Here is a 13,378-nt window from a genome sequence, read left to right as displayed (position 1 = left end):
AAACGCCCGGGCGACCTCGCCTGGGCGTTTTTGTATCCGAGTTTTGAAAAAGGAATCGCCCGTATGTTGGACGCCACGCTTAAATCGCAACTGAAAACCTACCTGGAGCGGGTCACCCAGCCGATCGAGATCGTTGCTTCCCTCGACGACGGCGCGAAGTCCCGCGAATTGCACGACCTGCTGGTGGAAATTGCCAGCCTGTCGAACCTCATTACCTTTAGCGCTGACGGTATCGACGCCCGTCGTCCTTCGTTCTCGCTGAATCGCCCGGGAGCCGACATAAACCTGCGCTTCGCCGGCATCCCCATGGGCCACGAATTCACCTCGCTGGTGCTGGCACTGCTGCAAGTCGGCGGCCACCCGTCCAAGGCCAGTGCCGAAGTGATCGAGCAGATCCAGGCGCTGGAAGGCGAGTTCACCTTCGAAACCTATTTCTCGCTGTCGTGCCAGAACTGCCCGGACGTGGTCCAGGCGCTGAACCTGATGGCGGTGCTCAACCCCAACGTGCGCCACGTGGCCATCGACGGCGCGCTGTTCCAGGCAGAAGTGGAATCGCGCAAGATCATGGCGGTGCCGAGCATCTACCTGAACGGCGAAGTGTTCGGCCAGGGCCGCATGGGCCTGGAAGAAATCCTCGGCAAGATCGACACCAACGCAGGCAGCCGCCAGGCCGAGAAGATCAACGCCAAGGACGCCTTCGATGTGCTGGTGGTCGGTGGTGGCCCAGCCGGCGCCTCGGCAGCCATCTATGCCGCGCGTAAAGGCATCCGCACCGGTATTGCGGCCGAGCGTTTCGGCGGCCAGGTGCTCGATACCCTGGCCATCGAGAACTTCATCTCGGTACAGGAGACCGAAGGGCCGAAGCTGGCCACGGCGCTGGAAGAACACGTCAAGCAGTACGACGTGGACATCATGAACCTGCAGCGTGGCGAAGCGCTGATCCCGGCTACCGCTGGCGGCCTGCACGAAGTACGCCTGGCCGGCGGCGCCTCGCTCAAGGCCAAGACCGTGATCCTGGCCACCGGTGCCCGCTGGCGCGAAATGAACGTGCCGGGCGAGCAGGAATACCGCGCCCGTGGCGTGGCCTACTGCCCGCACTGTGACGGCCCGCTGTTCAAGGGCAAGCGCGTGGCGGTGATCGGTGGTGGCAACTCGGGTGTGGAGGCGGCCATCGACCTGGCCGGTATCGTCGCCCAGGTGACGCTGATCGAGTTCGACAGCCAGCTGCGTGCCGATGCGGTGCTGCAGCGCAAGTTGCACAGCTTGCCGAACGTGAAGGTGATCACCAGTGCGCTGACCACCGAAGTGCTGGGCAATGGCGAAAAAGTGACCGGCCTGCGTTACAAGGACCGCACCACCGACCAGCAGCATGAAGTGGCGTTGGAAGGCATCTTCGTGCAGATCGGCCTGCTGCCGAACACCGACTGGCTGAAAGGTACCGTCGAGCTGTCGCCGCGTGGCGAGATCATCGTCGACGCCAAGGGCCAGACCAGCATCCCGGGTGTGTTTGCGGCGGGTGACGTGACGACCGTGCCATACAAGCAGATCGTGATTGCGGTGGGTGAGGGGGCCAAGGCATCGCTGGCGGCCTTTGACCACCTGATTCGCACGTCGGCACCGGCATGAGCCTGTACCGGCCTCTTCGCGGCTAAAGCCGCTCCCACAGGTACTGCGCAGCTTTTGAAAGCTGTGGAGGTCCCTGTGGGAGCGGCTTTAGCCGCGAAAGGGCCGGTGCAGGCAAAGCAGGAACCTGAAGGTGTCTATGATTACTGCAGACCCTTCAGGAATCACACCCATGACCCTGATCAGCCGCGAACCCTGGTGGCTAGTCCCGCCAAAGCCCGGGCAGCAGGAGCAGGACCTGCACTGGGGCTACCTGGAAATCTACGCCGACGGCCGCACCGTGTTCGTCGACCAGCGCCCCAGTGACCGGGAGTTGGCCGAGCGCAAGAGCTGCCGCAACTTCCCCGACCCCGAGCCGTGAAGGCTCAGCCTTCCAGCTCGGCCAGGCGTGCCTCCAGCGCCGCGATGCGGGCTTCCAGGGCTTCGATACGGTCTTCCGACACATTGCCGCCGCTGCTGCGTGCGCCACCTTCCTGCTGCCGTGCAGCCAGGATCGCCTCGATTTCCGCCGGGTCGCCCAAGGCATGGGTGTAACGGTCTTCCCGCTGGCCGGCCTGGCGTGGCAGGTGCAAGGCCAGGCCGCGCGAGATCAGGCGCTCCAGCTGGTGCTGGATCTGCTCGGTGTCGTCGAAGTCGTGCAGGCGGTTGCTGCGGGTCAGCAGTTCGTTGAGGGTTTGCGGGCCGCGCAGGAACATCAGGCCCATCAGTACCAGTTGCGCCGGCACCAGCTCCAGCGCCTTGTCCACCCGGTGTTCCCAGCGGTCGGCGCGGCTGCCCATCTGCAGGCGGGTCATGCCTTGCCCTTCGAGGGCGCGCAGGGCCTGGCCGACCTGGCCTTGGGTGAGGTTCATCACCGGCTCGCGGCTGGTCTTCTGGTTGCAGGCCAGGACCAGGGCATTGAGGGTCAGCGGGTAGCTTTCCGGGCTAGTGGCCTGCTTCTCGATCAGCGAGCCGAGAATACGGATCTCGATGCTGTTGAAGCGGCCTTCGCCGGCGGTTTCGTGTTCTGACATGGCCCTGTCTCATTGCTGGGGAAAGGCCACTAGGGTAGGTAATGCCATCGTGTTAGGCAATTGGCACCTGTGGGAGCGGGTGAACCCGCTCCCACAGGTGCCCGGCAATCTCAAGCGGTGCGCTGCTCTTCGGCCTGGCACGCCGCCGCGGTAAACAGCACATCGGTCGACGAATTCAGCGCCGTCTCGGCCGAGTCCTGCAGCACGCCGATGATGAAGCCCACTGCCACCACCTGCATGGCAATTTCGCTAGGGATGCCAAACAGGCTGCATGCCAGCGGAATCAGCAGCAGCGAGCCGCCAGCCACACCCGAGGCACCGCAGGCACACACCGCGGCCACCACGCTGAGCAGCACAGCAGTCGGCAGGTCCACTGGAATACCCAGGGTATGCACCGCCGCCAGGGTCAGCACAGTAATGGTAATGGCGGCACCGGCCATGTTGATGGTCGCACCCAGCGGGATCGACACCGAGTAGGTGTCCTCATGCAGACCAAGGCGCTCCGACAGGGCCAGGTTGACCGGAATGTTGGCCGCCGAGCTGCGGGTGAAGAACGCAGTGATACCGCTTTCGCGCAGGCACAGCAGGGTCAGCGGGTAGGGGTTGCGGCGGATTTTCCAATACACGATCAGCGGGTTCATCACCAGCGCCACGAACAGCATGCAGCCGATCAGCACCGCCAGCAGGTGCAGGTAGCCGAGCAGGGCGTCCAGGCCCGACTGGGCCAGGGTGGCGCTGACCAGGCCAAAGATGCCCAGCGGGGCGAAGCGGATGACCACGCGCACGATCAGGGTCACGCCATTGGACAGGTCCTCGACCACGGTGCGGGTGGTTTCGCCGGCATGGCGCAGGGCCACGCCCAGGCCGATGGCCCAGGTCAGTACGCCTATGAAGTTGGCGTTGAGCAGGGCGTTGATCGGGTTGTCGACCGCACTCAGCAGCAGGTTCTGCAGCACCTCGGTGATACCGCCCGGCGCGCTCAGCGTAGCCTCGCCGGTGCTCAGCACCAGGTTGGACGGGAACAGCATGCTGGCGACCACCGCGACTACTGCGGCGCCGAAGGTGCCCAGCAGGTACAGCCAGAGGATCGGGCGAATATGGGTTTCCTGGCCGTGGCGGTGGTTGGCGATCGAGGCCATCACCAGGATGAACACCAGCACGGGTGCCACCGCCTTGAGGGCGCTGACGAACACTTTCCCGAGGAAGGCCATGTCGCGGGCGATGGCGGGCGCAAGCAGGGCCAGGGCGATGCCGGCGATCAGGCCGATGACGATCTGCGTCACCAGACTGGTGCGGTTGAGGAAGCGGAGGACAGGGGTCATGTGCAGCGATATCCCAGCATGTTCAAAAAGGGCGCGACTTTACCATAGACCTTTGTCTAGCAGGGGCGGCCTCTTCGCGGGCATGCCCGCTCCCACAGGTACTGCACCGGCCTCAAATGCTGTGCGGTCCCTGTGGGAGCGGGCGTGCCCGCGAAGAAGCCACCACGGTCACCAGTGAAACAACTCCCGCCGCGCCCCCTCGGTAATCGCCACGATCCCCGGGTGCTTGACCTTGCGCTCCACCGAAATGGCATAGAACGACTCGTGCACGGCCTCGGTCTGCCCGATCAGCTCCACGCCATACTGGCGGCACACTTCCTCGGCGATCACGCTGGGCGCGACGAAGATGCCGCTGCCCGACTGCCCGAATGCCTGCATCAAGGCACTGTCATCGAACTCACCCACGATCCGCGGCTGCACCTGCTGCTCAGCCAGCCAGCGCAGCAGGCGGCTGCGGACCACGGTTTCCTGCCCGGGAATAAGCAATGGCGCATCCTGCAGGCAGGCGGGGAAGGGGCCTTCAAGGCGTTGTGCCAGCGCCGGGGTGGCGAAGAAGCTCAACCCGCATTCGCCCAGCTTCTGGCTATAGCCCTTGATGTCCAGGTGGCTGGGCATGGGGCTGTCGGAAATCACCAGGTCCAGGCGCTGGATCGCCAGGTCGGCCAGCAGCCGTTCGAGCTTGTCTTCACGGCAGTTGATGCGCAGCACGTCGTCCAGCTCCATGGTCGGCGCCAGCAGGCGGTAGACGATGGACTTGGGCACCACGTCCGCCACGCCCACGCGGAACAGGATCTGCTCCTGCGGGCCGGCCCGCAGCATGGCTTCCAGTTCGCCGCCCAGCTGGAACATCTGCTCGGCATAGATCAGCGTCTGGCGCCCTGTTTCGGTCAGCTCCAGCTGCCGCCCCACGCGCTGGAACAACTCCAGGCCGTAGGTCTGTTCGAACAGGCTGATCTGTCCGCTGATGGTTTGCGGGGTCAGGTTCAACTGTTCGCTGGCGCGGGCGATGCTGCCGGTCTTGGCCACGGCCCAGAAGTAGTGCAACTGCCGATAGTTGAGCATCGGTGCTTTTCCGGATTCGTAAAAACCGAAGTATAACCGCTGAAAATACGAATTTTCCTGATGTATTGCGCTCTTTAGAATGCGACTCCATCAGGCGCCCTGTGCGCCGCCGCAATATCGACAAGCGAGGAACCCATGCTGCAACTCAAATCCATCGGCACGCCGCTGGTGCTGGCCTTGGCCCTGTTCACCCTGGCCGGTTGCGAGCAGGCCGAGAAATCCGCCCAACAGATGCTCGACCAGGCCGCGCAGTCGGCCAAGCAGGCCATCGACGACACCAACAAGGCCGCGCAGCAGGCGTTGAGCGAGGCTATCGGCAGCGAAGGGCACAAGCCCAAGGATGCCGAAAAGAAAGAAGACACCCAGGAAATCTGACCCCAACCGCTGCTGCAGGATTTGAACAATGGAATACTTGCTGGAACTCGTCGCTAGCCCTACCGCCTGGGTTGCCCTGGCTACGCTGGTGGCAATGGAAGTTGTACTGGGTATCGACAACCTGATCTTCATCTCCATCCTGACCAACAAACTGCCGGTGGAGTACCGCTCCAAGGCGCGCCGTATCGGTATCAGCATGGCCCTGGTCATGCGCCTGGCCTTGCTCAGCACGGTGGCCTGGATCGTCCAGTTGACCGACCCGGTGTTCGAAGTGTTCGGTAATGCCTTCTCCTGGAAGGACGTGATCCTGATTGCCGGTGGCCTGTTCCTGCTGTGGAAGGCGACCAAGGAGATCCACGAGAACGTCGACCCGCACGGTGCCAAGGAAGAAGCCAAGGTGTCGTCGACGGTTACCCTGGGCTTTGCCGCGGCGATCTTCCAGATCCTGTTGCTGGACATCGTCTTCTCGGTCGACAGCATCATCACCGCCGTGGGCATGACCGAGCACCTGCCGATCATGATCATTGCCGTTATCACTGCCGTGATCGTCATGATGGTGGCCGCCGACCCGTTGGCCAACTTCATCAACGACAACCCGACCGTGGTAATGCTGGCCCTGGGCTTCCTGATCATGATCGGCATGACGCTGATCGCCGAAGGTTTTGGCGCCCATGTACCGAAGGGGTATGTGTACGCTGCCATGGCCTTCTCGACGGCGATTGAGGTCCTCAACATCCTGGCCCGTCGGGCGCGGTTGAAGCGTGAGGCGGCTGAAGGTTGATCGAAACAGCGGGGCGCTTTGCGCCCCGTTCACGGGCTTGCCCGCTCCCACAGGGACCGCGTCAGCCAGATAGCTACGCGGTCCCTGTGGGAGCGGGCAAGCCCGCGAATGGGCCTCAGGAAATTCTGAAATCAGTGCACCCCGGCATGCCGCCGTGCCCGGCGCACAGGCTGTGGCTTGGCGGGTGCCTGCGGTGGCAGGTGGTGGTGGGAGTGACGCCGCACGATACGCAGTACCCCCCACAGCATGGCGGCTGCGACGCTCAGCCACATGCCCACCAGCATGAGGATTGCCATGGTCAGGCTCATCTGTGCCTCCATCTCTACAGGCCGCGCTCGGTCAACCGGCGCTGGCCGTCCAGACACTGCTTTAGTCTAGCCCTTCGCCTGTGACGTTCCATTGACCAAAGGTCTATTGCTTGGTCCGATTCGCTCCTAACCGGTGTCGGACTATACCCGCGCCGCTGTCCGACCTATGATCGGTGGCAGAGCCGGGCGCTGCCTGCCTGGCGTTGGAGCAAGCGAGTGTCCATGCAGCAACATTCCTTCAAAAGCACCCCCCGTCGGCTGCTGGCTGCCTACCTGGTAGCGGCCAGCCTGGCCGGCTGTGCCAGCGCACCCTCCGCCAACCTCAAGGGCCTGCCGCAGCGGGTCGAGATCAGCAGCGTGCCGTTCTACCGTGGCAACGCCAACCACAGCGGGGCCATGGCTTTGGCGGCGGTGCTGTCGCAACAGGGGGCTCCGATCACGCCGGGGCTGCTGGACAAACCGCTGAACCTGCCTCAGGGCGCCGAGGCGCTGGACACCGGTATCCCTCGCGTGGCGCGCGACTACGGCATGGTGGTGTATCCGCTGGACAAGCAGCTGGACGCGCTGTTGACCCAGGTTGCGGCGGGCAACCCGGTGCTGCTGCGTTACGAGGACGGTTCGGCCTGGTGGAGCGAGCCACGCTACGCCGTGTTGATCGGCTACGACCGTTACAAGCAGCGGGTGCTGTTGCGCTCGGGCATGCATCGGCGGCAGGTGATGGGATTCGATGCCTTTGCATCGGCATGGGCGAAGCTGGGGAGTTGGGCGGTGCTGGTGCAGCCACCACGGCAACTGCCGGCCCAGGTGGACCGCCAGCGCTGGCTGCAGGCTGCGGATGAACTGGCCCGGGCAGGGCAGGAGATTGCGGCGAAGCAGGCTGTGAGTAGCCTGAACAAATAGCTTTATCTCTGCCGGCCCTTTCGCGGGTGAACCCGCTCCCACAGGAAACCCGCTGCCCTCAGGTGCAGTGATATCCCTGTGGGAGCGGGTTTACCCGCGAAGAGGCTAGGCCTGCCTACATCAGAAGCCCAGGCGATCGCGCAGGCTGTAGTACCAGGCACCAATGGCGCTGAACGGCACGCGCAGCATCTGGCCTCCCGGGAACGGGTAGTGCGGCAGGCCGGCGAAGGCGTCGAAACGCTCGGCCTGGCCACGCATGGCCTCGGCCAGCACCTTGCCCGCCAGGTGGGTGTAGGTCACGCCGTGACCCGAGCAGCCCTGGGAGTAGTAGATGTTGTCACCGATACGGCCAACCTGTGGCAGGCGCGACAGGGTCAGCAGGAAGTTGCCGGTCCAGGCGTAGTCGATCTTCACGTTCTTCAGCTGCGGGAAGGCCTTGAGCATCTTCGGACGAATGATCGCCTCGATGTTGGCCGGGTCACGCGCGCCGTACACCACGCCACCACCGAAGATCAGGCGCTTGTCGCTGGTCAGGCGGTAGTAGTCGAGCAGGTAGTTGCAGTCCTCTACGCAGTAGTCCTGCGGCAGCAGGGTGCGCGCCAGTTCGTCGCCCAGTGGCTCGGTGGTGATCACCTGGGTGCCGCATGGCATGGACTTGCTGGCCAGCTCTGGCACCAGGTTGCCCAGGTAGGCGTTGCCGGCGACGATGATGAACTTGGCGCGGACCTTGCCCTGCGGGGTGTGTACTACCGGGTTGGCGCCACGCTCGATGCGTACGGCCGGGGTTTGCTCATAGATGATGCCGCCCAGCGACTCGACCGCGGCGGCTTCGCCCAGGGCCAGGTTCAGCGGGTGGATGTGGCCGCCGCTCATGTCCAGCATGCCGCCCACATAGTTGTCGCAGGCGACCACTTCGCGGATGCGCTTCTGGTCCATCAGCTCCAGCTGGTTGTGACCGAAACGTTCCCACAGGCGCTTTTGCGACTCCAGGTGGCCCATCTGCTTGCTGGTGAGGGCAGCGAACACGCCACCGTCCTTCAGGTCGCACTGGATGTTGTACTTGGCCACGCGCTCACGAATGATGCGCCCGCCTTCAAAGGCCATCTGGCCCAGCAGTTGGGCCTCCCTGGGGCCGACGGTGCGTTCGATGACGTCGATGTCGCGGCTGTAGCTGTTGACGATCTGGCCGCCGTTGCGGCCCGACGCGCCGAAGCCGACCTTGGCTGCTTCGACGATGCTCACCTTGAAGCCGTTCTCCAGCAGGAACAGGGCGCTGGACAGGCCGGTGTAGCCGGCACCGATGATGCACACATCGGTTTCCACCTCACCCTGCAGCGCCGGACGTGGCGGCACCGGGTTGGCCGAGGCGGCGTAGTAGGACTGGGGGTAGGGGGTGTTAGCCATGCTGCAGGAACCTCGTGTTTTATATTTTTAACGAATGTACCGATGCTATCAATAATAATAAACACCCGCTAGTCGTCCGTTGAAAATCCTTTACTCGCTCCCTGCCAGCGCGCCTTTCTATAAAGAGTTTAAGATTCAGTAGGTTAGCGCGAAAAAAAGTGTTGACAGGGTTTTTGGAATGAGTAGAATGCGCACCACACGACAGGCACATAGCTCAGTTGGTTAGAGCACCACCTTGACATGGTGGGGGTCGTTGGTTCGAGTCCAATTGTGCCTACCAAATCGAAAAAGGGGTGATCCGCAAGGGTCACCCCTTTTTTCATTGGGGTTTCATGCGGCCTGATGCGCCAAGCGCCCTCCCTGTGCATGAATCTCGAAAGTTTTTGATTTTTCTCAAAAAAACGCTTTACAGGTACGCATTCGATCACTAATATGCGCACCACACGACAGGCACATAGCTCAGTTGGTTAGAGCACCACCTTGACATGGTGGGGGTCGTTGGTTCGAGTCCAATTGTGCCTACCAAATCGAAAAAGGGCGATCAGCAATGATCGCCCTTTTTGCTGTGCGCACGAAGCGGCGTGTAACGTTTGGTCGCGGTCCGGGGCATTGCCCGGCGTGCTAGAATCCGCCCCTTCGAATCTGGAGGTACACGCGTGCGCAAACTGGCTGTGGTAATGGCAGTGCTCGCCCTGGCGGGCTGTGAGAACGAGGTCGAAGGCGTGCACAAGCAGGTGGCCGAGCACCTGCACAACCCCAAGACCGCCAAGTTCGGCAACGTGCGGATCGACACCCAGGGCACCATCTGCGGCCAGGTCCGCGGCAAGGATGATGCCGGGCAGTACGAAGCCTATCGCAGCTACGTGGCGATCAAGCGCGATGGCCAGTACGAAATCATCGTTGACGACAGTGGCAACAACCTGCGCATCCGCGAGATGTGCGGCGGCGCCGAGCTGCAGCGCCGCGCCGAAGCCCTGGCTGGCCAGCCGGCCCCGCAAGGCTGGGATGTGGAAGTGATCCAGGGCGCCAACATGGGGGCGCTCAGCGACATGACCGCACGCCTGATCGAAAAGGGCATTCCCTCCTCGGTGGAGTACCGCGACGGCAAGCCGGTGGTGCTGATGGGGCCGTTCCCCAGCCGTGAGGAAGCCGAAGCACGCAAGGCCGAGGTGATGGCCAAACTGGGTACCGATTCAGTGGTCATCCAGCACGGCGCAGCACGCTAAACCCGGTTTCTGCAGGCGCGGCCTTTTGTGGGAGCGGCAACAGTCAAACTTGTGCTGGACATTGTCCGCACAGTTTTGGCTATGCTTGGCAGGAAGAAGCCGAACAGGGAGGGCCTCATGTCTACACTGGAGCGGGCCATTGCCGTGGCCGCCAGGGCGCATGAAGGGCAGTACGACAAGGGTGGGGCTGCTTATATCCTCCACCCGTTACGCGTGATGATGCGGGTTTCCACACCTGAACAACGGATTGTCGCAGTGCTTCATGATGTGATCGAAGACACCCCGCTGACCCTGTCCGACCTGGCACGCGAGGGCTTCGCACTGAAAATCCTTGCCGCCTTGCTAGCGCTCAGCCGCCGTGAGGGCGAGGCCTACCAGGACTTCGTGGTGCGCCTGGGCGGTGACCCGCTGGCGCGCACCGTCAAACTGGCCGACCTGGCCGACAACAGCGACCTTTCGCGTATCCCGTGCCCAGGCCCCACCGACTTGGCGCGGCTGGCGCGTTATCGCGAAGCCAGCGCCTACCTGCAAGCCTTGGCCTGAGGTTCAGCCGCAGGCCTTGAAGTCGATCCGGGTCCGGCAACTGCCATGCTGGCCGCGGTCAGTCTTCCTTCGGTACGGTCCAGAAAATCTGCACGCCGCCATCGTCGCGGTGGGCGAGGGTGACGTTGTCGTTTTCGGCGATTTCCTCGAGCAGGGTTTCCCAGTCTTCCGGGGTTTCCTGTTCCAGGCGGAAGATCAGCGCCGCGCGGCTGCGCTGGGCGGTGGGGCTGTTGATGATCTTCTGGATGCGCATACCCAGTTGTTCATAGCTGCTCGGGGTGGCAGAGGCGGTGCTGGACACGGGAAGTTCCTTGTTTTGCTGTATGCACATACAGTATTTCACTGTAAGTAAATTCGCAACAGCCTGTCAGGCGAAAACTGTGCTCAAGCCTGAGCCGATCCGTGCGCAGCTTTATCCAGGGTATTCCACAGGCTTCTCATCGTAGGGTTCTGATTCAACAGCGAGCAGTACGAGCGGATCTCCAGGCGAGTGCTCCATTCGGCGCCTCCAGCCTGCACGAGCAACCCTCTTTCCAGCTCATCATTCACTGCACTGTGGGGCAGCCAGGCTACCCCATAGCCCTCGACAGCCATGCGAACCAGCAGCATTGCCATATCGGCTTCATAGCACCTTTCCAGAGGGGCGACTTCAGGCGCGTTGCGAATGACGACGTCTGCCACTTTCCCCAGGAACGTCGTGGCCGTGTACGCCAGGTGTGGAATGGGCTTTTTACTTCCGGAAAGCTGGAACATCGGCTTGCCTTGCGTGTCGGGCGCACATACAGGGATGAACGCATCATGGCCGAGCGCCAGGCTGCCGAAGCGCTCAGGGTCAAGGGAGATGGGGGTGAGCGGATGATGGTAGACAATCATCAGGTCACAGCTGCCTTCTTCGAGGGCGATGACGGCGTCATTGATGTTGGCTGCCACTACCCGGGCATTGAAGCGCTCGTTTTGCTGCTGGAACTGGCTGAGCCATTTTGGCAGGAACGTCATGGACAGGCTGTGGGCCGCCGTGATCTGGATCGAGCGCCCTGGCATGCGTTTCACGTCCCTCAGGTCGGCGCGCAGCGCCATCAAGGCGGCGAGGGCCTGGCGAGCTTCAGCGCAGAAGCTCTGGCCGGCGGGCGTGAGCTGTACCGGGTAGGTGGCACGATCAACCAGCTCGACGCCCACCCACTCTTCGAGCGAGCGGATTCTCCTGGAGAGCGCGGACTGTGTAACGCATCGCACTTCGGCGGCGCGAGAGAAATTCTTCCACTCGGCGATCGCCATGAGGTCGTCCAGCCACTTGATTTGCATCGCTGATCTCCTTCGCCAGGCGCTCAGTGTAAGCGTGTTCGCACAAGCCTCGACAGCGACGTTTATAAACTATTCCGAAAACGCATAGGGTCAGCCCTATTACTCATCAACTTGTTTTTTCACGGCGATAAACTTGTCCCCAGCACTCACTCCGCGAGTTGCTGTTCCTGTCTTTATTCCAATCCTGCCAAGTAGAAGAAATAGAAAATAACTTGAGGAAAACGTCGTGAAAAATAATAAGCTTCCGCGCCGAATTGCGATGGGTATCGCTTTGGGCGTAGTCGTCGGCTGGGCATGTCATCATTTCGCAGGCAGCGAACAGGACGCCAGGCAGATAGCTGCCTACTTCTCGATGGTGACGGACATCTTTCTGCGTCTGATCAAAATGATCATTGCGCCGTTGGTGTTCGCCACGCTTGTCGGCGGGATCGCAAGCATGGGCAATTCGCGCTCGGTCGGCCGCATCGGCTTTCGTGCCATGGCCTGGTTCGTCTGCGCTTCGGCCATTTCACTGGCGATCGGCATGGCGCTGGTCAACCTGTTCGAACCGGGTGCCGGCATCAACTTGCAGGTCGCCCAGCACGCTGATGCCGTTACAGTGCCGGTGAATACAGGTGACTTCAGCCTCAAGGTATTTATCAGTCATGTGTTCCCTCGCAGTATTGCCGAGGCCATGGCCAATAATGAAATACTTCAAATTGTGGTCTTCTCTTTGTTTTTCGGCTTTGCATTGGCTGGCGTCAACGGTGCCGGCCATACAAAGATTGTGGACTGCATCGATGAACTTGCGAAAGTGATGTTCCGCATCACTGACTTTGTCATGGCGTTTGCACCGATCGGGGTTTTTGCAGCGATCGCTTCGGCAATCACTACTCAAGGCCTCGGGCTGCTGGTCGACTATGGCAAGCTCATTGTCGAGTTCTACCTGGGCATCCTGCTGCTGTGGGCAGTGTTGTTCGGTGCGGGTTATGTGTGCCTGGGCAAGTCTGTTTTCACGCTCGGCAAACTGATTCGCGAGCCTGTGCTGCTGGCGTTCTCCACTGCCAGTAGCGAGGCGGCCTATCCGAAAACGATGGAAGCGCTCGAGAAGTTCGGTGCGCCGAAACGGGTGTCCAGCTTCGTCCTGCCGTTGGGCTACTCGTTCAACCTCGATGGTTCGATGATGTACCAGGCGTTCGCCATCATGTTCATCGCCCAGGCATACAACATCGACCTCAGCTTCACCCAGCAGGTGTTGATCCTTTTGACGCTGATGATTACCAGCAAGGGTATGGCGGGTGTGGCGCGTGCCTCGGTGGTGGTGGTCGCTGCGACCTTGCCCATGTTCAACCTGCCAGAGGCTGGCCTGTTGTTGATCATCGGCATCGATCAGTTCCTCGACATGGCGCGTACCGCTACCAATGTGGTGGGCAACAGCATTGCCACGGCGGTGATCGCCAAATCAGAGCCGCAGTCCGAGCCGCAAGCGGCAAGCGAGGCGCCCACCCTCGACCGCCCGGTATCGGTCGCCTGAGGAGTT

At 62.0% G+C, this 13,378-nt stretch carries 15 protein-coding genes and 2 tRNA genes; 10 read left to right on the top strand and 7 right to left on the bottom strand.

The genetic code is table 11. From position 1 onward, the window contains the following. The first annotated feature begins 63 nt into the window (after positions 1-63). Positions 64-1,626, top strand: coding sequence for an alkyl hydroperoxide reductase subunit F (gene ahpF / locus A4C63_RS09450; protein ID WP_063912442.1), 1,563 nt, complete (start codon positions 64-66; stop codon positions 1,624-1,626). Positions 1,627-1,795: 169 nt separating this feature from the next. Continuing rightward, the gene (locus A4C63_RS09445) at positions 1,796-1,984 is read left to right on the top strand and encodes a hypothetical protein (RefSeq protein ID WP_013973178.1); all 189 of its coding nucleotides are present in this window, start codon (positions 1,796-1,798) and stop codon (positions 1,982-1,984) included. Between the two features lie 4 nt (positions 1,985-1,988). Here the strand turns inward: A4C63_RS09445 and A4C63_RS09440 are convergent, their stop codons facing one another. From A4C63_RS09440 to nhaR, 3 genes are all read right to left on the bottom strand, one after another. Further along, complete coding sequence (locus A4C63_RS09440) at positions 1,989-2,636, bottom strand: YceH family protein (protein ID WP_063912441.1); 648 nt, start codon at positions 2,634-2,636, stop codon at positions 1,989-1,991. 110 nt (positions 2,637-2,746) lie between these two features. Then, complete coding sequence (gene sstT, locus A4C63_RS09435; protein WP_063912440.1) at positions 2,747-3,958, bottom strand: serine/threonine transporter SstT; 1,212 nt, start codon at positions 3,956-3,958, stop codon at positions 2,747-2,749. A 168-nt stretch (positions 3,959-4,126) separates the two neighbouring features. Beyond that, the gene (gene nhaR, locus A4C63_RS09430) at positions 4,127-5,020 is read right to left on the bottom strand and encodes a transcriptional activator NhaR (protein ID WP_063912439.1); all 894 of its coding nucleotides are present in this window, start codon (positions 5,018-5,020) and stop codon (positions 4,127-4,129) included. Positions 5,021-5,155: 135 nt separating this feature from the next. Here nhaR and A4C63_RS09425 point away from each other — a divergent pair, with 135 nt between their 5' ends. Both A4C63_RS09425 and A4C63_RS09420 read left to right on the top strand, forming a co-directional pair. After that, the gene (locus A4C63_RS09425) at positions 5,156-5,395 is read left to right on the top strand and encodes a hypothetical protein (protein ID WP_063912438.1); all 240 of its coding nucleotides are present in this window, start codon (positions 5,156-5,158) and stop codon (positions 5,393-5,395) included. Between the two features lie 28 nt (positions 5,396-5,423). After that, positions 5,424-6,176 (top strand): TerC family protein, encoded by a 753-nt coding sequence (locus tag A4C63_RS09420; protein ID WP_063912437.1) that lies wholly within the window; start codon positions 5,424-5,426, stop codon positions 6,174-6,176. Positions 6,177-6,307: 131 nt separating this feature from the next. Here A4C63_RS09420 and A4C63_RS26520 read toward each other — a convergent pair whose 3' ends face one another. Beyond that, positions 6,308-6,484, bottom strand: a complete 177-nt coding sequence (locus A4C63_RS26520; RefSeq protein WP_167506588.1) for a hypothetical protein — start codon at positions 6,482-6,484, stop codon at positions 6,308-6,310. A gap of 222 nt (positions 6,485-6,706) precedes the next feature. Between A4C63_RS26520 and A4C63_RS09415 the strand changes: the two genes are divergently transcribed. Continuing rightward, positions 6,707-7,384, top strand: a complete 678-nt coding sequence (locus tag A4C63_RS09415; protein WP_063912436.1) for a peptidase C39 family protein — start codon at positions 6,707-6,709, stop codon at positions 7,382-7,384. A gap of 120 nt (positions 7,385-7,504) precedes the next feature. On the opposite strand, the gene A4C63_RS09410 is transcribed toward A4C63_RS09415, so the two are convergent. Continuing rightward, positions 7,505-8,788, bottom strand: coding sequence for an FAD-binding oxidoreductase (locus A4C63_RS09410; RefSeq protein WP_063912435.1), 1,284 nt, complete (start codon positions 8,786-8,788; stop codon positions 7,505-7,507). A 203-nt stretch (positions 8,789-8,991) separates the two neighbouring features. Here A4C63_RS09410 and A4C63_RS09405 point away from each other — a divergent pair. From A4C63_RS09405 to A4C63_RS09390, 4 genes are all read left to right on the top strand, one after another. Beyond that, a tRNA-Val gene (locus tag A4C63_RS09405) sits at positions 8,992-9,068 on the top strand. A 168-nt stretch (positions 9,069-9,236) separates the two neighbouring features. Beyond that, positions 9,237-9,313, top strand: a tRNA-Val gene (locus tag A4C63_RS09400). 131 nt (positions 9,314-9,444) lie between these two features. Continuing rightward, positions 9,445-10,014 carry an SPOR domain-containing protein gene (locus tag A4C63_RS09395; protein ID WP_025338525.1) on the top strand — a complete coding sequence of 190 codons (570 nt, stop codon included), beginning with the start codon at positions 9,445-9,447 and terminating at the stop codon, positions 10,012-10,014. Between the two features lie 117 nt (positions 10,015-10,131). After that, positions 10,132-10,557, top strand: a complete 426-nt coding sequence (locus A4C63_RS09390) for a hypothetical protein (protein WP_063912434.1) — start codon at positions 10,132-10,134, stop codon at positions 10,555-10,557. A 58-nt stretch (positions 10,558-10,615) separates the two neighbouring features. Here A4C63_RS09390 and A4C63_RS09385 read toward each other — a convergent pair whose 3' ends face one another. Continuing rightward, entirely contained in the window at positions 10,616-10,858 is a 243-nt protein-coding gene (locus A4C63_RS09385; RefSeq protein WP_003260955.1) for a DUF1654 domain-containing protein, read from the bottom strand. A gap of 83 nt (positions 10,859-10,941) precedes the next feature. Further along, positions 10,942-11,859 (bottom strand): LysR substrate-binding domain-containing protein, encoded by a 918-nt coding sequence (locus tag A4C63_RS09380; protein WP_063912433.1) that lies wholly within the window; start codon positions 11,857-11,859, stop codon positions 10,942-10,944. A gap of 226 nt (positions 11,860-12,085) precedes the next feature. Between A4C63_RS09380 and A4C63_RS09375 the strand changes: the two genes are divergently transcribed. Next, positions 12,086-13,372, top strand: a complete 1,287-nt coding sequence (locus A4C63_RS09375; protein ID WP_063912432.1) for a dicarboxylate/amino acid:cation symporter — start codon at positions 12,086-12,088, stop codon at positions 13,370-13,372. The last annotated feature ends 6 nt before the right edge of the window (positions 13,373-13,378 follow it).

The organism is Pseudomonas sp. p21 (assembly GCF_001642705.1).
GTDB lineage: Bacteria > Pseudomonadota > Gammaproteobacteria > Pseudomonadales > Pseudomonadaceae > Aquipseudomonas.
The sequence above is the reverse complement of the archived record's forward strand: the minus strand, read 5'-3'. Positions and strand labels throughout refer to the sequence as shown.

What these genes read in the sequence shown, in the direction of transcription:
- A4C63_RS09420 (WP_063912437.1), top strand. Translation starts at nt 5,424, where the DNA reads ATGGAATACTTGCTGGAACTCGTCGCTAGCCCTACCGCCTGGGTTGCC.
- A4C63_RS09390 (WP_063912434.1), top strand. Translation starts at nt 10,132, where the DNA reads ATGTCTACACTGGAGCGGGCCATTGCCGTGGCCGCCAGGGCGCATGAA.
- A4C63_RS09425 (WP_063912438.1), top strand. Translation starts at nt 5,156, where the DNA reads ATGCTGCAACTCAAATCCATCGGCACGCCGCTGGTGCTGGCCTTGGCC.
- A4C63_RS26520 (WP_167506588.1), bottom strand. Translation starts at nt 6,484, where the DNA reads ATGAGCCTGACCATGGCAATCCTCATGCTGGTGGGCATGTGGCTGAGC.
- A4C63_RS09380 (WP_063912433.1), bottom strand. Translation starts at nt 11,859, where the DNA reads ATGCAAATCAAGTGGCTGGACGACCTCATGGCGATCGCCGAGTGGAAG.
- A4C63_RS09440 (WP_063912441.1), bottom strand. Translation starts at nt 2,636, where the DNA reads ATGTCAGAACACGAAACCGCCGGCGAAGGCCGCTTCAACAGCATCGAG.
- nhaR (WP_063912439.1), bottom strand. Translation starts at nt 5,020, where the DNA reads ATGCTCAACTATCGGCAGTTGCACTACTTCTGGGCCGTGGCCAAGACC.
- sstT (WP_063912440.1), bottom strand. Translation starts at nt 3,958, where the DNA reads ATGACCCCTGTCCTCCGCTTCCTCAACCGCACCAGTCTGGTGACGCAG.
- A4C63_RS09445 (WP_013973178.1), top strand. Translation starts at nt 1,796, where the DNA reads ATGACCCTGATCAGCCGCGAACCCTGGTGGCTAGTCCCGCCAAAGCCC.
- A4C63_RS09415 (WP_063912436.1), top strand. Translation starts at nt 6,707, where the DNA reads ATGCAGCAACATTCCTTCAAAAGCACCCCCCGTCGGCTGCTGGCTGCC.
- A4C63_RS09410 (WP_063912435.1), bottom strand. Translation starts at nt 8,788, where the DNA reads ATGGCTAACACCCCCTACCCCCAGTCCTACTACGCCGCCTCGGCCAAC.
- ahpF (WP_063912442.1), top strand. Translation starts at nt 64, where the DNA reads ATGTTGGACGCCACGCTTAAATCGCAACTGAAAACCTACCTGGAGCGG.